Origin of the sequence: Streptomyces sp. NPDC092952, assembly GCF_044754785.1 — a bacterium.
Lineage (GTDB): Bacteria > Actinomycetota > Actinomycetes > Streptomycetales > Streptomycetaceae > Streptomyces.
In genome coordinates, this window is sequence record NZ_JBIVPT010000015.1 from 17,927 (window position 1) to 36,163 (window position 18,237).

The window sequence follows — 18,237 nt, forward strand, 5'->3', positions numbered from 1 at the left end:
GCTGAGAAAGAAGTGTGAGCAGGGTGTTTTCGCAGGTCAGCCGGACGACCAGGACTGCGAGGTAGGCGCAAGGTGCACATCGTCATCATGGGCTGCGGGCGCGTGGGGGCCGCCCTCGCGCAGACCCTGGAGCAGCAGGGGCACACGGTCGCCGTGGTCGATCAGGACCCCACGGCGTTCCGGCGCCTCGGATCGGGCTTCGGCGGACGGCGGGTCACGGGGGTCGGTTTCGACCAGGACACCCTCCGCGAAGCGGGCATCGAGGAGGCCGGCGCGTTCGCCGCGGTGAGCAGCGGCGACAACTCGAACATCATCGCCGCCCGGGTGGCCCGCGAGATGTTCGGCATCGAGAATGTCGCGGCGCGGATCTACGACCCCCGGCGCGCCGAGGTCTACCAGCGGCTGGGGATCCCCACCGTCGCCACCGTGCGGTGGACGGCGGACCAGATGCTGCGGCGGCTGCTGCCCTCGGGCGCGGAGCCGCTGTGGCGCGATCCGAGCGGTGGGGTGCAGCTCGCGGAGGTGCACACGACCCCGTCCTGGATCGGCCACAAGATCAGCACGCTCCAGGAGGAGACGGGCGTCCGCGTGGCGTTCCTCACCCGGCTGGGCGAGGCCATACTGCCCACGTCGCAGACGGTGCTGCAGGAGGGCGACCTGGTCCACGTGATGATGCGTACGGACGAGATCGCGAAGGTCGAGGCGGCCTTCGCCGAGGGGCCCGAGGAGGGCGGTCACTGATGCGTGTCGCGATTGCCGGGGCCGGTGCGGTGGGACGTTCCATCGCGGGCGAGCTGCTGGAGAACGGCCACGAGGTGCTGCTCGTCGACAAGGCGCCGACGGCCATCTCGGTGGAGCGGGTGCCGATGGCCGAGTGGCTGCTGGCGGACGCCTGCGAGATCACCTCGCTCGACGAGGCGGCGCTCCAGCGCTGCAACGTCGTGATCGCCGCGACCGGCGACGACAAGGTGAACCTGGTCGTGTCGTTGCTCGCCAAGACGGAGTACGGCGTACCGAGGGTCGTCGCCCGGGTCAACAACCCGAAGAACGAGTGGCTGTTCAACGAGGCCTGGGGCGTCGATGTGGCGGTCTCGACGCCGCGGCTGATGTCGGCCCTGGTCGAGGAGGCGGTGAGCGTCGGCGATCTGGTCCGGCTGCTGCGCTTCAGCCACGGTGACGCCAACCTCGTCGAGCTGACGCTGCCGCCGGAGTCGGCGCTGGCCGGCACCCAGGTCGGGGACGTGGCCTGGCCGGAGGACACCTCGCTGGTCACGATCATCCGGGGGCAGCGGGTGCTGACGCCGAGCACCGAGGAGACCCTGGAGGCCGGTGACGAGCTGCTGTTCGTGGCCGCGCAGGCACGCGAGGAGCAGCTGGAGGACCTGCTGTCGGTGCGCCGGGGCGATTCCGGGAGCTGAGACGACGTGAAAGGGGGCCCGCGACCGTGTGACACGGTCGCGGGCCCCCTTTCACGTGGCTTCGCGTCGCCGATCCGTCCGCGCTCAGAACTCCTGGTTGCGGGCGGCGGCCGCTGCCTCGGCGGCGGCCTTGCGCTTCTTCTCGGCCTGCTCCTCGGCCTCCATCTCGGCGAAGACGTCGATGGGCGGCGGCGCCTTGGCCAGGAAGACCCAGGTCAGGTAGACCGCGAGCAGGAACGGCGGGATCTTCAGGGCGACCAGGACCCAGCCGAACTGGGTGGTGTCGGCCCACAGGTAGAGCGGGAAGAGGATCGCGCACTTGGCGAGGAGGATCAGCCCCCAGGCGTAGCTGGCCTTGGCGTACGCCTTCTTGCGGCCCGGGTTGCGGGTGCGCCAGGAGAGGTTCTCCTTGAACACCGGCCCCAGGATCAGGCCGATCAGCGGCATCCCGGCGAGCGTGGTGATCAGATAGGCGAGGGCCAGGCCGAGCGTGTAGAGCATGCCCGGCAGGTAGAAGTCCTTGGCGTTGCCCGTCATCCTCGCGAAGACCACGCCGAAGGCCACGCCGAAGACACCGCTGAAGGCGTGCTTGACGGTGTCCTTGCGGATCAGCCGTACGACGACCAGGACCAGGGAGACCGCCAGGGCCGCGACGGCCGAGGCTGTCAGGTTCTTGTTGATCGTGAAGACGGTGACGAAGAGCAGTCCGGGAACGACCGTCTCCACCATGCCCCGGACGCCGCCGAACGCCTCGAAGAGCGCTGCCTCGGTGACCGCTTTCGCGTCGGCGTCCTCCTGGTCGGTGCGGGTGGTGCGGTCCGTTTCGGACGTCGGCTTGTCGAGAGACGTCACCGGCTACTCCTTGCCGAGCGGTCGGAGTTCGTATATGGGATTGAACAGCACCCGCCGCCCGTGGCTCATGGCGATGCGCCCGGAGACGATGAGCCGACGGCCCGGCTCTATGCCCACGATGGAGCGACGGCCCAGCCAGACGATGTCGAGCGGCGCGGTGCCGTCGAAGAGCTCGGCCTCCAGGGCCGGCACTCCGGCGCGCGGCCGCAGGGTGACGGTCCGCAAGGTACCAGTCACCTTCACGATCTGCCGGTCGGCGCAGTCGGAGATCCGGGAGCATCCGGAAGCCTGCGTGTCCTCCTGCAGCTCCTCGGACTCCAGGTCCTCCTGGGAGCTGGACAGCCGGTCGAGCATCCGACGGAAGCGGCCGGACGGCTTCTCCGCCCTGCCCGGCCTGTCGGATCGTGGAACAGCACTCATACCCGAAGGGTACCGGTCCCCGCTGCTCCGGGCGGGTGTCCCCCGTCTCACCCGCGCCCCCGCACGGAGCTCACACGGAGCTCCCCCGAATCTCACTCGAACGAGTGAGCAGGCCAGGGCTGGTGGGGCCCGGCCCGGGGCGTCTCCCCCGGGCCCCCGCCACCCCGTTCAGCCGCGCTCGAAGCGGTAGCCCATGCCCGGCTCGGTCACGAAGTGCCGGGGGTGCGAGGGGTCGGTCTCCAGCTTGCGCCGGAGCTGGGCCATGTAGACCCGCAGGTAGTTGGTCTCGGTGCCGTACGAGGGCCCCCAGACCTCCTGGAGCAGCTGCTTCTGGCTGACCAGCCGGCCGCTGTTGCGGACCAGGACCTCCAGCAGGTGCCATTCGGTGGGGGTGAGCCGTACGTCCCGCCCGTCGCGGTGGACCTTCTTCGCCGCCAGGTCGACGGTGAACCCCTCGGTCTCGACGACCACGACGTCGTCGGTGCCCTGCTGCCCCACCGGCTCGGCGCGGCGGACGGCGGCGCGCAGCCGGGCCAGCAGCTCGTCCATGCCGAACGGCTTGGTGACGTAGTCGTCGGCCCCGGCGTCCAGCGCCTCGACCTTCTCGTCCGAGGTGTGGCGGGCGGAGAGCACCAGGATCGGCACCCGGGTCCAGCCGCGCAGCCCCTTGATCACCTCGACGCCGTCCATGTCCGGCAGCCCGAGGTCGAGGACGACGACGTCGGGGTGGCGGGCGGCGGCGAGCTGGAGGGCGGTCGCGCCGTCGGGCGCCGCGTCCACCTCGTACTTGCGCGCCTTCAGGTTGATCACGAGGGCGCGTACGATCTGCGGCTCGTCGTCGACCACAAGCACCCGGGTCATGGGGGCCCTGCCTTTCTGCTGTACGGCGATCTCCCGGGGCGTTCCGGTGATCATGGTGGTGGTGAGGTGACCCGCGCGGTCACGGGACGGCCCGGGCGGTCATGAGACGACCTGTTCGGGCAGGTCGGGCCCGACCGGAACGTATCCCGGCGCCGCCCTGAGGGTCAGCACCATGGTGAGGCCGCCGCCGGGGGTGTCCTCGGCGTCCAGCGTGCCGCCCATGGACTCGACGAAGCCGCGGGCCACCGCGAGCCCCAGCCCGACGCCCGCGCCGCGCGGGGCGTCCCCGTAGCGCTGGAAGGGCTCGAAGATGCGTTCCTTGGCCTCGTCGGGCACGCCGGGGCCGCGGTCGGCCACCCGCAGCTCGACGCGTTCGCCGAGCGCGCTGGCGGCGACGGTGACGCGCTCGGCGTGGCGGCTGTACTTCACGGCGTTCTCGACGATGTTGGCGACGGCCCGCTCCAGCAGACCGGGGTCGACCGCGACCATCGGCAGGGTCTCGGGGATGTCCAGGTCGACGCTGTCCTCCGGGACGCCGCCGAGCGCCATCGGGACCACCTCGTCGAGGTCGATCTCGCGGATCAGCGGGGTGACCGTGCCGGTCTGGAGCCGGGACATGTCGAGGAGGTTGCCGACGAGGTGGTCGAGGCGGTCGGCGCCGTTCTCGATGCCCTCCAGCAGCTCGGCCTGGTCCTCCTCGGACCAGGCGACGTCGTCGGAGCGCAGGGAGCTCACGGCGGCCTTGATCGCGGCGAGCGGGGTACGCAGGTCGTGGCTGACGGCGGCGAGGAGCGCGGTCCTGATCCGGTTGCCCTCGGCGAGGCGTCGGGCCTCCTCCGCCTCGCCGACCAGGCGCTGGCGGTCCAGTACGACGGCGGCCTGCGCGGCGAAGGCGCCCAGCACCCGGCGGTCCTCGGCGGGCAGCACCCGGCCCGAGAGAGCCAGCGCCATGTGGTCGCCGACCGGCATGTCCACGTCGGCGTCCTCCGGCCGGGCCACCGGCGCCGGGCCGACACTGCCCGCGCAGGTCCACGGGTCCACGTCGCTGCTCCGCTCCAGCAGGGCGACGGACTCCATGCCGAAGGTCTCGCGGACCCGGTCCAGGAGCGCGTCCAGCGTCGTCTCCCCGCGCAGCACGCTGCCGGCCAGGAACGAGAGGATCTCCGACTCGGCGCGCAGCCGGGCCGCCTGATGGGTGCGGCGGGCCGCCAGGTCGACCACCGAGGCGACCGAGACCGCCACCGCGAAGAAGATCACGATGGCGACGAAGTTCTCCGGGTCCTGCACGGTCAGGGTGTGGGTGGGCGGGGTGAACCAGTAGTTCAGCAGCATCGAGCCGACCGCGGCCGACGCCAGGGCGGGCAGCAGCCCGCCGAGCAGCGCGGCCGCCACCGTCAGGAAGAGGAAGAGCAGGACGTCGTTGGCGAGCCCGGGGCCGCTGTCCACGCAGGCGAGGAGCAGGGTGAGCAGGGCCGGGCCGCCGACGCCGACCACCCAGCCCCAGATGATCCGGGCCCGGCCGAGCCGGGCGCCGCGCGCGATGGGCAGGCCGCGTCCCTTGGCGACCTCCTCGTGGGTGACGATGTGGACGTCGAGGTCGGGGCCGGACTCCCGGGCGACGGTGGCGCCCACGCCGGGCCCGTAGATGTACTGCCAGGCCTTGCGGCGGCTGGAGCCGAGGACGATCTGGGTGGCGTTCACGCCACGGGCGAACTCCAGGAGCGCGGAGGGTATGTCGTCGCCGATGACGTGGTGGAACGTGCCGCCGAGGTCCTCGACCAGGGTGCGCTGGACGGTCAGCTCCTTGGGCGAGGCGGACGTCAGGCCGTCGCTGCGGGCGATGTAGACGGCGAGGATCTCGCTGCCCGAGCCCTTGGCCGCCATCCGGGCCGCGCGGCGGATGAGCGTACGGCCCTCGGGGCCGCCGGTGAGGCCGACGACGATGCGTTCGCGGGCCTGCCAGGTGGTGCGGATGTTGTGCTCGCCGCGGTACTGCTGGAGGTACTCGTCGACCCGGTCGGCCACCCAGAGGAGGGCCAGCTCGCGCAGGGCGGTCAGGTTGCCGGGGCGGAAGTAGTTGGAGAGCGAGGCGTCGATCCGGTCCGGCTTGTAGATGTTGCCGTGGGCCATCCGGCGGCGCAGCGCCTGGGGCGACATGTCGACCAGTTCGATCTGGTCGGCCCGGCGGACGACCTCGTCGGGGACGGTCTCGCGCTGCCGGACGCCGGTTATGGACTCGACGACGTCGCCGAGGGACTCCAGGTGCTGGATGTTGACGGTGGAGATCACGTCGATGCCGGCCTGGAGCAGCTCCTCCACGTCCTGCCAGCGCTTGGCGTTGCGGGAGCCCGGCACGTTGGTGTGGGCCAGCTCGTCCACCAGGGCGACGGCGGGGGCGCGCTCCAGCACGGCGTCGACGTCCATCTCGGTGAAGACCGCCGAGCGGTACTCGATCTCGCTGCGCCGGATCTGCTCCAGGCCGTGCAGCATGACCTCGGTGCGGGGCCGGTCGTGGTGCTCGACGAAGGCGACGACGCAGTCGGTGCCCCGCTCCACCCGCCGATGGGCCTCGGAGAGCATCGCGTACGTCTTGCCGACGCCGGGTGCCGCCCCCAGGTAGATCCGAAGCTTGCCGCGTGCCATGGCCCCATTGTCTTCTCTTGAACCGGCCGCGTCCGATGCGGCGGCCGGTTCGAAGCTACCCCGCGGATCGGGGGCGGGGCGGACGAGGGCGGGGTGGAGGGACCGAATTGACAGGATTCTGACGCCCCGGGCGGCGCGCCGGGGTGCCGGCCGGGCCGCCGGGGGTCACCCGTGGTCGACGATGTTCCCGTCGCGCAGCTCCAGGACCCGGTCCGCCAGCCCGAGCAGCTGGCTGTCGTGCGTGGCCACCAGCGCGGTGACGTTCTCGCTGCGCACCACCGCACGCAGCAGCTCCATCACCGCGAGCCCGGTCTCCGCGTCGAGCTGGCCGGTCGGCTCGTCGGCGATCAGCAGGGCGGGCCGGTTGGCCAGGGCGCGGGCGATGGCGACGCGCTGCTGCTGGCCCCCGGAGAGCTCTCCGGGGCGCTGGGCGGCGTGGTCGGCGAGGCCCACCAGGGAGAGCAGCAGCGCCACCCGCTCCTCGCGTTCGCGCGGGTCCGCCCTGCGCAGCCGCAGGGGTACGCCGACGTTCTCCGCCGCCGTCAGGATCGGGATCAGGCCGAACGACTGGAAGATGAAGCCGACCCGTTCCCGGCGCAGCTCCAGGAGCCCGTCCTCGCCCAGCCCGGAGAGGTCCGTGCCGTCGACGGTGATCCGGCCGGCGTCGGCGGTGTCGAGCCCGCCGAGGAGGTTGAGGAGGGTGGTCTTGCCCGAGCCGGAGCGCCCCTTGAGCGCCACCAGCTCGCCGCGCGGCACCTCGAAGGAGACCCCGCGCAGCGCGTGCACCGCGCCCGGCCCGGAGCCGTACGAGCGGCGCAGGTCCTCGACCCGCACCATCGGGCCGTCGGCCGGTCCCCCGGCGACCGCGGTGCCGCCCTGGCCCTCGGTGCCCGCCCGGCCGGTGCTCTCGGTCATGTCTCTCCCCCGTACGTGATCGATCCCGTGGACCGACAGTATGGGTAATGCGCCCGGGCTGGGACAACGGCCGAGCCCCGCGTACCGCGGGGGAGCGCGGTGCGCGGGGCTCGGGGCGGGGCCGTCAGCTCCGGCCGGTCAGCTGCCTCAGCCCGATGTTCAGCTGGAGGACGTTGACCGTGGGCTCGCCGACGAAGCCGAGGATCCGGCCGTCGGTGTGCTGGGCGACGAGCTTCTCCACCCGGTCGACGGGCAGGTGGTTGCGCTCGGCGACCCGGCGGACCTGGAGCTGTGCGTACGCCGGGGAGATGGCCGGGTCGAGGCCGGAGCCGGAGGAGGTGACCGCGTCGGGCGGCACCTGCGAGGGCTTCACCGGGTGGCCGGGGACGGAGTTGTCCTTGACCACGGCGGCCTTGGCGGCGGTGACCCAGTCGATCAGCTCCTTGTTGTCGGCGGAGCGGTTGGTGGCGCCGGAGAGGATCAGCTTGTACTGGGTGTTGACGGTGTTGGTGCCCAGTCCGTTGGAGGGGCGGGGCTGGAACCACTTGAGGTCCGGGGCGGGCGTCTGCTGCCCCTTCTTCAGCGGCAGGTCGTAGCGCTGGCCGATGAGTTCGGAGCCGACGACACGGCCGTTCTCGGTGATCTCGGAGCCGTTGGCCCGGCCGGGGAGGATCCCCTGGGCCACCCCGGTGACGGCCAGCGGGTACAGCACGCCGCAGACGACGGTGAGGACGAGCAGGGCGCGCAGCCCGGCCCAGAGCAGCCGGGTGGTGTTCGCTACGGAGTTGTTCATGGCGGGTCAGCCGTTTCCTGGTGTCAGTGCAGACCGGGGACGAGGGAGATGATCATGTCGATGATCTTGATGCCGATGAACGGGGCGATCAGGCCGCCGAGCCCGTACAGCCCGAGGTTCCGCCGGAGCATCGAGTCGGCGCTGCTGGGCCGGTAGCGCACGCCCTTCAGGGCGAGCGGCACCAGGGCGACGATGATCAGCGCGTTGAAGACGACCGCCGACAGGATCGCGGACTGCGGCGAGGACAGCTGCATGATGTTCAGCTTCGCCAGGCCCGGGTAGACCGTGGCGAACATGGCCGGGATGATCGCGAAGTACTTCGCGACGTCGTTGGCGATCGAGAACGTCGTCAGCGCGCCCCGGGTGATGAGCAGCTGCTTGCCGATCTCGACGATCTCGATCAGCTTGGTGGGGTTGGAGTCCAGGTCCACCATGTTCCCGGCCTCCTTGGCGGCCGAGGTGCCGGTGTTCATGGCCACGCCGACGTCGGCCTGGGCGAGCGCCGGGGCGTCGTTGGTGCCGTCGCCGGTCATCGCGACGAGCTTGCCGCCCGCCTGCTCCCGCTTGATGAGGGCCATCTTGTCCTCGGGGGTGGCCTCGGCGAGGAAGTCGTCGACGCCCGCCTCCTCGGCGATGGCCTTCGCGGTCAGCGGGTTGTCGCCGGTGATCATGACCGTGCGGATGCCCATCCGGCGCAGCTCGTCGAACCGCTCCCGCATGCCCTCCTTGACGACATCCTTGAGGTGGATGACGCCGAGGACCCGGGCGCCGCGCCCGTCCTCCAGGGCGACCAGCAGCGGGGTGCCGCCGGCCTGGGCGATGGTGTCGGTGAGCGCCGCCACGTCCTGCGGGACGGTGCCGCCGCGCTCCTTCACCCAGGCGGTCACCGATCCGGCGGCGCCCTTGCGGATCTTCCGTCCGTCCACGTCGACGCCGGACATCCGGGTCTGCGCGGTGAAGGCCACCCACTCCGCGCCGGCCAGTTCGCCCTGGTGGCGCTCGCGCAGCCGGTACCTCTCCTTGGCGAGGACGACGACCGAGCGGCCCTCGGGCGTCTCGTCGGCCAGCGAGGAGAGCTGGGCGGCGTCCGCCAGCTCGGCCTCGGTGGTGCCCTTCACCGGGACGAACGCGGCGGCCTGCCGGTTGCCGAGCGTGATGGTGCCGGTCTTGTCGAGCAGCAGGGTCGACACGTCCCCGGCGGCCTCGACCGCCCGCCCCGACATCGCGAGCACATTGCGCTGGACCAGGCGGTCCATCCCGGCGATGCCGATGGCGGAGAGCAGCGCCCCGATGGTCGTCGGGATGAGGCAGACCAGCAGCGCGGTCAGCACGATCATCGACTGCCCCTGCCCGGCGTAGAGCGCGAAGGGCTGGAGGGTGACGACGGCGAGCAGGAAGACGATAGTGAGCGAGGCGAGCAGGATGTTCAGCGCGATCTCGTTGGGCGTCTTCTGCCGGGCGGCGCCCTCGACCAGGGCGATCATCCGGTCGATGAAGGTCTCGCCCGGCCTGGTGGTGATCTTGACGACGATCCGGTCGGAGAGCACCTTCGTACCGCCGGTGACGGCGCTGCGGTCGCCGCCGGACTCCCGGATGACCGGGGCGGACTCGCCGGTGATCGCCGACTCGTCGACGCTGGCGACGCCCTCGACGACGTCCCCGTCGCCGGGGATGATGTCGCCCGCCTCGCAGACCACCAGGTCGCCGACGCGCAGTTCGGTGCCGGGTACGTGCTCCTCGTCGCGGCCGGACAGCCGCCGTGCGACGGTGTCGGTCTTGGCCCGGCGCAGCGTGTCGGCCTGGGCCTTGCCGCGTCCCTCGGCGACCGCCTCGGCCAGGTTGGCGAAGATCGTGGTCAGCCAGAGCCAGGCAGCGATCGCCCAGCCGAACCACTCCCCCGGGTGCAGGCAGGCCAGCACGGTCGTGAGGACCGAGCCGATCAGCACCACGAACATCACCGGGGACCTGACCATCGACCGGGGGTCGAGCTTGCGGACGGCGTCGGGGAAGGAGCGGATCAGCTGCTTGGGGTCGAACAGGCCGCTGCCGACGCGTCCTTCGCCCTGGTGGCCGGTGGGCGCGTCCTGGTGCGGTGCCCGGGTGGGGGTGACAGTGGACATCGAGTCCTCTTGCTCGGTACGAGTGGTCATGACGCCAGTCCTTCGGCCAGCGGGCCCAGGGCCAGGGCCGGGAAGAAGGTCAGCCCGGTGATGATCAGGATCGTGCCGACCAGCAGTCCGCTGAAGAGCGGCTTGTGCGTGGCCAGCGTGCCCGCGGTGGCCGGTACGGGCTTCTGCTCGGCGAGCGAGCCGGCCAGGGCGAGGATGAACACCATCGGCAGGAACCGGCCGAGCAGCATCGCCAGACCGATCGTGGTGTTGAACCACTGGGTGTCGGCGTTGAGCCCGGCGAACGCCGAACCGTTGTTGTTCGCGCCCGAGGTGTAGGCGTAGAGGATCTCGGAGAATCCGTGCGCGCCGGTGTTGGTCATCGAGTGCGGCGGGGTGGGCAGGGCCATCGCCAGGGCGGTGAAGCAGAGCACCAGCGCCGGGGTGATCAGGATGTAGCAGGCCGCGAGCTTGATCTCGCGGGTGCCGATCTTCTTGCCGAGGTACTCGGGCGTGCGTCCGACCATCAGCCCGGCGATGAACACGGCGATGATCGCCATGACGAGGATGCCGTAGAGGCCGGAGCCGACACCGCCGGGCGCGATCTCGCCGAGCTGCATGTCCAGCATCGTGATCCCGCCGCCGAAGCCGGTGTACGAGTCGTGGAAGGAGTTCACCGCGCCGGTGGAGGTGAGGGTGGTGGCGACCGCGAAGAGCGACGATCCGGCGATCCCGAACCGGGTCTCCTTGCCCTCCATCGCCCCGCCCGCGATCTGGTACGCGGGCCCGTGGTGGGCGAACTCGGTCCACATCATCAGCGCGGTGGCGCCGATCCAGATGACGCCCATCGCGGCGAGGAGCGCGTACCCCTGCTTGAGCGAGCCGACCATCCGGCCGAAGGTCCGCGTCAGCGCGAACGGGATGACCAGGATCAGGAAGATCTCGAACAGGTTGGACAGCCCGTTGGGGTTCTCGAAGGGGTGGGCCGAGTTGGCGTTGAAGTAGCCGCCGCCGTTGGTGCCCAGCTCCTTGATGGCCTCCTGGGAGGCGACGGCGCCGCCGTTCCACTGCTGCGAGCCGCCCATGAACTGACCGACCTCGTGGATGCCGGCGAAGTTCTGGATCGCCCCGCAGGCCACCAGCACCACCGCACCGACGGCGGCGATCGGCAGCAGGATGCGGACGGTGCCGCGCACCAGGTCGGCCCAGAAGTTGCCGAGCTCACCGGTGCGGGACCTGGCGAAGCCGCGGACCAGGGCCACCGCGACGGCCATGCCGACGGCGGCCGAGACGAAGTTCTGCACCGCGAGGCCGCCGGTCTGCACGACGTGGCCCATGGCCTGTTCGCCGTAGTACGACTGCCAGTTGGTGTTGGCCACGAAGGACGCCGCGGTGTTGAACGCCTGGTCGGGGTCGATCGAGGAGAAGCCGAGCGAGCCGGGCAGGGCGCCCTGGAGCCGCTGGAGCAGGTAGAGGAAGAGGACACCCACCACGGAGAAGGCGAGCACCGCGCGGAGATAGGCGGGCCAGCGCATCCCGGTGTTCGGATGGGCGCCGATGGCCTTGTAGATCCACTTCTCGGCACGGAGGTGCTTCGTCGAGGAGTAGACACCGGCCATGTAGTCGCCGAGCGGTCGGTACACCAGTCCCAGCGCCACGAGGAGCGCGAGCATCTGGAGCACACCGGCGAGGACGGGACTCATATCGCGCTCAGAACCTCTCCGGGTAGAGAAGGGCGAGGACGAGGTAGCCCAGCAGGGCGACGGCCACGACCAGGCCGACTATGTTCTCGGCGGTCACAGCTTCGCCACCCCCTTGGCGACGAGGGCCACCAGCGCGAAGACCGCGATCGTGGTGACGACGAAGGCCACGTCGGCCATCGTGTGCTCCTAGATGAGGTACGGATTCTCGGACCTCTTGAGCAAACCTCCCGCCACGACCGTCCTGGCCTGCGTTGATGGCTTCCTTACGGGGATCGGCGGGCCCTTGACGGCGCGCATACGTGCCTCATACGCGCCCCATACACGCCCCCTCGCGTACGCGGTCGCCCGCGCCGCCGCGCGGTGTCCGAAAACCTGCTCCCGCCCTTGCCCGGACGCGAAAAGACCGGTGGGCCGCACCCCTCGGAAAGGGGTGCGGCCCACCGGCCGGAAGCGGTCGCGTCAGCGCACCTCGGTGATCTCGGGGCCGCGCTGGAGCTGGCCCATCCCACCGGAGAACCGCGAGTTCTCCTGGCTCTCCTGCTGGACGCCCTCGGGCACCATCTGGGCGTCGTTGGGCAGCTTCAGGACGATCGGGTCACGCGGAGCCATCGGCCCTTCGCCGCGGACGACCACGGTGTCCCGGAAGATCGTCTCCAGCAGCCCGGCGGCCTCCGGCTGGACCGCGCCCTGGCCGGAGATCACTCCGCGCAGGAACCAGCGGGGCCCGTCGACGCCGACGAAGCGCACCAGCTGCACGCCGTTCGTCCCGTCCGGGAGCTGTACGGGGACCTGGGCCCGCAGCTCCCAGCCCAGCGGGCCCTCGACCTCGTCGATGATCCCGCCCTGCTGGGTGATGCCCGCGGCGATCTCCTCGCGGACCTCGCCCCAGATGCCTTCCTTCTTCGGCGCCGCGAACGCCTGGAGCTGGACGGCACTGTCGTTCAGCACGACCGTGGCGGCGACGATCGCGTCACCGGCCACCTCGACCCGCAGCTCCATGCCCTCGACACCGGGCACGAAGATCCCGCCCAGGTCGACCCGGCCCTCGCCGGGCTGGGAGACCTCGGAGATGTCCCACGGCCCGTCCGGCCGCGGCGCCGGCGGAAGATTCACCCGGCGTGCGCCGGCACCGTCGGTGTCATCGAGCTCGTCGACGACCTGCTCGGCCTCGCGCGCTTCGTCCGCCACGTCCTCGGCGGAACCACTCTTCTTGCGACGTCCGAACACGTCACTGTCCTTCCCGGTCGGGTACGACCGAAGCGTAGCTGTTCCCGCCCTGGGTAATCCCGCCCCTGACACCATCGACATCACCGGAACGATGTCCTCCGGTGGACCCGAAGCCCCCTTCGCCGCGGGCCGAACCGGGCAGCTCCGACACTTCGTGGAACCGCACCTTCTCGACCTGCTGGACGACCAGCTGGGCAATCCGGTCGAACCGGTCGAACCGCACCGGTTCGCGCGGGTCGAGGTTGATGACGATGACCTTGATCTCTCCACGGTACCCGGCATCGACCGTCCCGGGGGCATTCACCAGGGCGACTCCGCACCGTGCGGCGAGTCCGGAGCGCGGGTGCACGAACGCGGCGTACCCGTCGGGCAGTGCGATCGACACCCCGGTGGGCAGCACCGCCCGCTCGCCCGGGGCCAGCTCGACGGCCTCGGTGGTGACCAGGTCGGCCCCGGCGTCGCCCGGGTGCCCGTAGGCCGGGATCGGCACGTCCGGGTCGACCCGGCGGATCAGTACGTCGACGGGCCGGCGCATCAGGGGTTCACCTCGAAGGCGCGGGCCCGGCGGACCTGGTCCGGGTCGGCCATCGCCGCCCGGATCTCGGCGGGGCGGCCGTTCTCGATGAAGTGGTCGACCTTGACCTCGATGAAGAGCGCCTCGGCCCGGACCGCCACCGGTCCGTCCGGACCGCCGATCCGGCCGGTCGCCCGGGAGTAGATCTTCCGGCCGTGCACCGCGGTGATCTCGGCGTCCAGGTGCAGCACGGTGTCCACCGGCACCGGGCGGACGAAGTCCGTCTCCAGCCGTCCGGTCACCGCGATCACCCGCAGCAGCCAGTTCAGCGAGCCGAGCGTCTCGTCCAGCGCGGTGGTCAGGATGCCGCCGTGCGCCAGCCCAGGGGCGCCCTGGTGGGCGGCCTGCACGGTGAACTCGGCGGTGACACTGACGCCCTCGCCGGCCCGCGCCTGGAGGTGCAGCCCGTGCCGCTGTCCGTCACCGCAGCCGAAACAGTGCTCGTAGTGCGCGCCGAGGAGCTCCCCGGGGGCCGGGGCTTCGGGGTGCCGGACCGGTTTCACCGCGTCGGCCGGGGGCTTCAGGGCCTCAGATGTTCCACTCACAGGCGCAGACCTTACCCGCGCGCCTGTCCGCGGGTCGCGCCGTGCCAAGCTTGGGCGCATGCAGCCTTCCACCCCGCCTTTCGACGAACGACTGACCGCGCCGCGTTCCTGGTGGTTCATCGCGCTCCTGATCGGCATCGCCTGCGCGCTGATGCTGCTGCCGCTGGGCGGCCTGCCGCTGCTGGCCGGTCTGGTGGGGGGCACGGCCCTGTCCGCGGTCGCGGTCAGCTCCTACGGCTCGGCCAGGATCCGGGTCGTGTCGGGCGCCCTGGTGGCCGGCGACGCCCGGATCCCGGTGACGGCGCTCGGCGAGGCCGAGGTGCTGGAGGGCGAGGAGGCCCGCGCGTGGCGTACGTACAAGGCGGACACCCGCGCGTTCATGCTGCTGCGGAGCTACATCCCGACGGCGGTCCGGGTACCGGTCACCGACCCGCAGGACCCGACGCCGTACGTGTACCTGTCGACGCGCGAGCCGAAGGCCCTGGCGGCGGCGATCGAGGCCGGTCGCGCGTAGCGGGGTGCTTCCGGGGCCTACGCCTCCGGTCCGTCCCGCGGCCCCTCCAGCTCGGCGGGCGGGTCCTCCAGCTTCTTCAGCAGCCCCTTGCGCAGGCCGGGCTGCCGCTCCAGCGGAGGCAGCTCGGGAAGCCGGTCCCAGGGCACCTGGCGGCGGCGCAGGTCCTTCCTGATCCGCTCGGCGAGCTTCCTGGTGTCGCGCCGGTTCATCAGCGCGCCGACGGCTGCGCCGACCAGGAACGGGGCCAGGCTCGGCAGATCGCGCGCCATGCGCTTCATGATCTGCTGGCGCAGCTCGCGCTTCATCTGGCCGCCCAGCGCGGCGTTGACCGTCGTGGGCTGCGACACGTCGATCCCGCGCTCCTCCGTCCAGGACGTGAGGTACGCGGTGGAACGCCTGCCGAGGCCGCCCGGCGGGCGCAGCCCGTAGACCTCGTGCAGTTCGGCGACGAGCTTCATCTCGATCGCGGCGACGCCGGTGATCTCCGCCGCCAGCTCGGCGAGCATGGCGGGCGGTACGGGCATCATGGCCGCCGCGCCGATCCCGGCGCCGACGGTGGCGCTGGACCTGCCCGCCCCCGCGACGAGCCGGTCGGCGAGCTCCTCCGGGCCGAGCCCGGGAAACTGCCTGCGCAGAGTGGCGAGATCACGCACAGGGATGCGGGGAGCGTTATCGATGATCAGGTCGGCGATCTGACCTACCGCCGCCTTGGCACTCTCCCCGCCCTTGCGTACGCCCCGTTTCACTGAAGTCAGACGGCCTGCCCCGGTCACGGGCTCCGTCCTGTCGACCTCGGCCCTGTCGGCCGCGTCGACCTCCGCGGTGGTGGCCGTTTCCTGCCCGGCCGCTGCCGCTGCCCCGGCCGCCGTCGCGACGACCGCTTCGGGCGGGACCCCGGGGCCCCGTCCGCCGTCCCGCTCACCCGCGGAGGGTGGCAGGGCGGACCGCTCGGCGGGCGCTGTCGCGCCCTCTGCCGGGCCTGTACCGCCCTGATACGCCTCCGACGACCTCTTGCGCCGGAAGCGGCGCTTCCGGGACGGCGTGTCGCCTGCCACGGCCGGACCTGCCTAGTCGCAGTCGCGGCAGATCGGCTGGCCGTTCTTCTCCCGTGCCAGCTGGCTCCTGTGGTGCACGAGGAAGCAGCTCATGCACGTGAACTCATCGGCCTGCTTGGGCAGGACCCGTACGGCCAGTTCCTCGTTGGACAGGTCTGCGCCGGGCAGCTCCAGCCCTTCGGCCGCGTCGAATTCGTCGACGTCGACGGCGGAGGCCGTCTTGTCGCTCCGACGGGCCTTGAGTTCCTCAAGGCTGTCCTGATCGACGTCGTCGTCGGTCTTGCGTGGGGTGTCGTAATCCGTTGCCATGTCGCTCTCCCCCTCTGGGTGTCTGCGGGTGTCTCAGCGCACGTAACGCGTGAGAGGCCGGACTTGTGCCCGACCTGAGGCGGAGATTTTGCCTCACATCAAGGTCTGTTACTCAATCGACACCCAAAAGGACCGCTCAAGAGCGGCCGGCTTGGGTGGCGAAGGGGACCGTACACGGTCCCGGCGTCGTGCTCCACGGGCGCCACCCCGTGTACTTCCCGTGATGCTCGACCCCGAAAACCCCGACTTTTACGGGCTTTCCCCTGGGGTCGGCGATCACGGAGCGTCGCTGGCGGGAGATTCGCTCCTGTGATCGATCACACACGGATCACCTGGGTCCAGGTCCCGAAAATTCCGCCCAAAGCGAACAATCGTCTGTGTGTCCTCATCGCTTCACCCGGCCTCTCACACCGGAAGTGAGACGCGCATCACAAGGCCACCGCCCTCGCGGGGCTCCGCGATGATACGGCCGCCGTGTGCGCGCGCCACGGACCGCGCGATCGACAGGCCGAGGCCGACCCCCTTGTCGCTGCCCGTTCGCTCCGTACGCAGCCGCCTGAAGGGCTCGAAGAGGTTGTCGATCTCGTACGCGGGCACCACGGGGCCGGTGTTCGAGACCACGAGCAGGGCCTGGCCGCCCTGGAGCTCGGTGGTGACCTCCACCCAGCCGTCCTCGGGGACGTTGTACCGCACGGCGTTCTGCACCAGGTTCAGCGCGATCCGCTCCAGCAGGACGCCGTTGCCCTGGACCACGACGGGCGCCCGCTCGCCGCGGATCGCCACCCCGCGCTCCTCCGCCTCGCCGCGCGTCTGGTCGAGCGCCCGGGAGGCGACCTCCGCGAGATCGACCGGTTTGCGCTCGACGATCTGGTTGTCGCTGCGGGCCAGCAGCAGCAGGCCCTCCACCAGCTGCTCGCTGCGCTCGTTGGTGGCCAGCAGGGTCTTGCCCAGCTGCTTGAGCTCCGGCGGGGCCTGGGGGTCGGAGAGGTGGACCTCCAGCAGGGTGCGGTTGATCGCGAGCGGTGTACGCAGCTCGTGCGAGGCGTTCCCGACGAACCGCTGCTGGGCGGTGAAGGCCCGCTCCAGGCGGTCCAGCATCTCGTCGAAGGTGTCGGCCAGCTCCTTCAGCTCGTCGTCCGGACCGTCCAGCTCGATCCGGCGGGACAGATCGGTTCCGGCCACCCGACGGGCGGTGCGGGTGATCCGGCCCAGCGGCGACAGGACCCGCCCGGCCATCGCGTAACCGAAGGCGAAGGCGATGACGCTCAGGCCGACAAGGGCCAGCAGCGAGCGGTTGAGCAGCGTGTCGAGCGCCTGCTGGCGCTGATGGTTGACGCAGGCGTTCATCGCCGCGTTGAAGGTGTCCGGGGACGCCTTCTCCGGCAGGTTGCAGACAGTGCTGGTGACCTGGCCGTTGACGATCTTGAACGGGAGCTCGCTGCCCACGTGCAGGGCCTGTGCGGCCAGCATGTAGATGATCGACAGCAACAGGATGCCGGCGATCAGGAACATGCCGCCGTAGAGCAGCGTGAGCCGTATCCGGATGGTCGGACGCAGCCAGTAGGGGGGATCCTGCTGCTTGGGCTCCCAGTGGGGCTTCGGAGGCGCCGCTGGCGGCGCGGGTACCGCGGGCATCGGCCGTCAGATCCGGTAGCCGGAGCCGGGCACGGTGACGATCACCGCGGGCTCGCCGAGTTTGCGGCGCAGGGTCATGACCGTCACCCGGACGACGTTGGTGAACGGGTCGGTGTTCTCGTCCCAGGCCTTCTCCAGCAGCTGCTCGGCCGAGACGACCGCGCCCTCGCTGCGCATCAGGACCTCCAGCACGGCGAACTCCTTCGGCGCGAGCTGGACCTCCGTGTCGCCCCGGAAGACCTCCCGCCGGTTCGGGTCGAGCCTGATGCCGGCCCGCTCCAGGACGGGCGGCAGCGCCACCGTCGTACGCCGGCCGAGCGCCCGCACCCGGGCGGTGAGCTCGGTGAACGCGAACGGCTTGGGCAGATAGTCGTCGGCGCCCAGCTCCAGGCCCTCGACCCGGTCGCTGACGTCCCCGGAGGCCGTGAGCATCAGGACCCGGGTGGGGACGCCCAGCTCGACGACCCGGCGGCAGACGTCGTCGCCGTGGACCAGGGGGAGGTCGCGGTCCAGCACCACGACGTCGTAGTCGTTGACCTCGATGCGCTCCACGGCCGCCGCGCCGTCGTACACGACATCGACGGCCATGGCCTCGCGGCGCAATCCGGTGGCCACCGCATCGGCGAGCAGCTGCTCGTCCTCCACGACGAGTACGCGCACGGCGC

At 71.2% G+C, this 18,237-nt stretch carries 19 protein-coding genes; 3 read left to right on the forward strand and 16 right to left on the reverse strand.

Annotated features, from left to right (window positions below):
- Window positions 1–72 precede the first annotated feature (72 nt).
- On the forward strand, window positions 73–741 hold the full coding sequence (locus ACIQGQ_RS28300) for a TrkA family potassium uptake protein (RefSeq protein ID WP_124721011.1): 669 nt from the start codon (window positions 73–75) through the stop codon (window positions 739–741).
- Window positions 741–1,418, forward strand: a complete 678-nt coding sequence (locus ACIQGQ_RS28305; protein ID WP_352273217.1) for a TrkA family potassium uptake protein — start codon at window positions 741–743, stop codon at window positions 1,416–1,418. The genes ACIQGQ_RS28300 and ACIQGQ_RS28305 overlap by 1 nt, the downstream gene beginning before the upstream one ends.
- A gap of 84 nt (window positions 1,419–1,502) precedes the next feature.
- On the opposite strand, the gene ACIQGQ_RS28310 is transcribed toward ACIQGQ_RS28305, so the two are convergent.
- The 12 genes from ACIQGQ_RS28310 to ACIQGQ_RS28365 form a co-directional block, all read right to left on the reverse strand.
- Window positions 1,503–2,270, reverse strand: a complete 768-nt coding sequence (locus ACIQGQ_RS28310; RefSeq protein WP_402400673.1) for a DUF3159 domain-containing protein — start codon at window positions 2,268–2,270, stop codon at window positions 1,503–1,505.
- A gap of 3 nt (window positions 2,271–2,273) precedes the next feature.
- Window positions 2,274–2,690: an OB-fold nucleic acid binding domain-containing protein gene (locus ACIQGQ_RS28315; RefSeq protein ID WP_402400676.1), complete on the reverse strand. Its 417-nt coding sequence runs from the start codon at window positions 2,688–2,690 to the stop codon at window positions 2,274–2,276.
- 168 nt (window positions 2,691–2,858) lie between these two features.
- Complete coding sequence (locus ACIQGQ_RS28320) at window positions 2,859–3,551, reverse strand: response regulator (protein ID WP_366296858.1); 693 nt, start codon at window positions 3,549–3,551, stop codon at window positions 2,859–2,861.
- 99 nt (window positions 3,552–3,650) lie between these two features.
- Entirely contained in the window at window positions 3,651–6,194 is a 2,544-nt protein-coding gene (locus ACIQGQ_RS28325; RefSeq protein WP_402400679.1) for an ATP-binding protein, read from the reverse strand.
- Between the two features lie 165 nt (window positions 6,195–6,359).
- On the reverse strand, window positions 6,360–7,109 hold the full coding sequence (locus ACIQGQ_RS28330; protein WP_402400681.1) for an ABC transporter ATP-binding protein: 750 nt from the start codon (window positions 7,107–7,109) through the stop codon (window positions 6,360–6,362).
- Window positions 7,110–7,233: 124 nt separating this feature from the next.
- On the reverse strand, window positions 7,234–7,902 hold the full coding sequence (locus ACIQGQ_RS28335) for a potassium-transporting ATPase subunit C (RefSeq protein ID WP_402400684.1): 669 nt from the start codon (window positions 7,900–7,902) through the stop codon (window positions 7,234–7,236).
- A 23-nt stretch (window positions 7,903–7,925) separates the two neighbouring features.
- Window positions 7,926–10,052: a potassium-transporting ATPase subunit KdpB gene (gene kdpB / locus ACIQGQ_RS28340; protein WP_402400687.1), complete on the reverse strand. Its 2,127-nt coding sequence runs from the start codon at window positions 10,050–10,052 to the stop codon at window positions 7,926–7,928.
- Window positions 10,049–11,713, reverse strand: coding sequence for a potassium-transporting ATPase subunit KdpA (gene kdpA, locus ACIQGQ_RS28345; RefSeq protein WP_402400690.1), 1,665 nt, complete (start codon window positions 11,711–11,713; stop codon window positions 10,049–10,051). Before kdpA ends, kdpB begins: the two co-directional genes overlap by 4 nt.
- A 7-nt stretch (window positions 11,714–11,720) precedes the next feature.
- Complete coding sequence (gene kdpF / locus ACIQGQ_RS28350) at window positions 11,721–11,810, reverse strand: K(+)-transporting ATPase subunit F (protein WP_078075662.1); 90 nt, start codon at window positions 11,808–11,810, stop codon at window positions 11,721–11,723.
- 362 nt (window positions 11,811–12,172) lie between these two features.
- Entirely contained in the window at window positions 12,173–12,940 is a 768-nt protein-coding gene (locus ACIQGQ_RS28355) for a DUF3710 domain-containing protein (protein WP_366296736.1), read from the reverse strand.
- A 1-nt stretch (window position 12,941) separates the two neighbouring features.
- Entirely contained in the window at window positions 12,942–13,475 is a 534-nt protein-coding gene (gene dut, locus ACIQGQ_RS28360) for a dUTP diphosphatase (protein WP_366296737.1), read from the reverse strand.
- The gene (locus tag ACIQGQ_RS28365) at window positions 13,475–14,059 is read right to left on the reverse strand and encodes a PaaI family thioesterase (RefSeq protein WP_352273229.1); all 585 of its coding nucleotides are present in this window, start codon (window positions 14,057–14,059) and stop codon (window positions 13,475–13,477) included. The genes dut and ACIQGQ_RS28365 overlap by 1 nt, the downstream gene beginning before the upstream one ends.
- 58 nt (window positions 14,060–14,117) lie before the next feature.
- On the opposite strand from ACIQGQ_RS28365, the gene ACIQGQ_RS28370 reads away from it, so the two are divergent.
- A complete protein-coding gene (locus ACIQGQ_RS28370) occupies window positions 14,118–14,573 on the forward strand; it encodes a DUF3093 domain-containing protein (protein WP_352273230.1) in 456 nt (151 codons plus the stop codon).
- 17 nt (window positions 14,574–14,590) lie between these two features.
- Here ACIQGQ_RS28370 and ACIQGQ_RS28375 read toward each other — a convergent pair whose 3' ends face one another.
- The 4 genes from ACIQGQ_RS28375 to ACIQGQ_RS28390 form a co-directional block, all read right to left on the reverse strand.
- Window positions 14,591–15,628: a hypothetical protein gene (locus ACIQGQ_RS28375; RefSeq protein ID WP_402400695.1), complete on the reverse strand. Its 1,038-nt coding sequence runs from the start codon at window positions 15,626–15,628 to the stop codon at window positions 14,591–14,593.
- A 12-nt stretch (window positions 15,629–15,640) separates the two neighbouring features.
- A complete protein-coding gene (locus ACIQGQ_RS28380; protein ID WP_003965732.1) occupies window positions 15,641–15,937 on the reverse strand; it encodes a DUF4193 domain-containing protein in 297 nt (98 codons plus the stop codon).
- A 405-nt stretch (window positions 15,938–16,342) separates the two neighbouring features.
- Window positions 16,343–17,572, reverse strand: coding sequence for a sensor histidine kinase (locus ACIQGQ_RS28385; protein ID WP_402400698.1), 1,230 nt, complete (start codon window positions 17,570–17,572; stop codon window positions 16,343–16,345).
- A gap of 6 nt (window positions 17,573–17,578) precedes the next feature.
- A complete protein-coding gene (locus ACIQGQ_RS28390; RefSeq protein WP_352273233.1) occupies window positions 17,579–18,232 on the reverse strand; it encodes a response regulator transcription factor in 654 nt (217 codons plus the stop codon).
- Window positions 18,233–18,237: the final 5 nt, after the last annotated feature.

Coding starts and splice junctions, on each gene's coding strand:
- ACIQGQ_RS28305 (WP_352273217.1), top strand. CDS start 741: ATGCGTGTCGCGATTGCCGGGGCCGGTGCGGTGGGACGTTCCATCGCG.
- dut (WP_366296737.1), bottom strand. CDS start 13,475: ATGCGCCGGCCCGTCGACGTACTGATCCGCCGGGTCGACCCGGACGTG.
- ACIQGQ_RS28370 (WP_352273230.1), top strand. CDS start 14,118: ATGCAGCCTTCCACCCCGCCTTTCGACGAACGACTGACCGCGCCGCGT.
- ACIQGQ_RS28315 (WP_402400676.1), bottom strand. CDS start 2,690: ATGAGTGCTGTTCCACGATCCGACAGGCCGGGCAGGGCGGAGAAGCCG.
- ACIQGQ_RS28335 (WP_402400684.1), bottom strand. CDS start 7,902: ATGAACAACTCCGTAGCGAACACCACCCGGCTGCTCTGGGCCGGGCTG.
- kdpB (WP_402400687.1), bottom strand. CDS start 10,052: ATGACCACTCGTACCGAGCAAGAGGACTCGATGTCCACTGTCACCCCC.
- kdpA (WP_402400690.1), bottom strand. CDS start 11,713: ATGAGTCCCGTCCTCGCCGGTGTGCTCCAGATGCTCGCGCTCCTCGTG.
- ACIQGQ_RS28380 (WP_003965732.1), bottom strand. CDS start 15,937: ATGGCAACGGATTACGACACCCCACGCAAGACCGACGACGACGTCGAT.
- ACIQGQ_RS28325 (WP_402400679.1), bottom strand. CDS start 6,194: ATGGCACGCGGCAAGCTTCGGATCTACCTGGGGGCGGCACCCGGCGTC.
- ACIQGQ_RS28330 (WP_402400681.1), bottom strand. CDS start 7,109: ATGACCGAGAGCACCGGCCGGGCGGGCACCGAGGGCCAGGGCGGCACC.
- ACIQGQ_RS28320 (WP_366296858.1), bottom strand. CDS start 3,551: ATGACCCGGGTGCTTGTGGTCGACGACGAGCCGCAGATCGTACGCGCC.
- ACIQGQ_RS28385 (WP_402400698.1), bottom strand. CDS start 17,572: ATGCCCGCGGTACCCGCGCCGCCAGCGGCGCCTCCGAAGCCCCACTGG.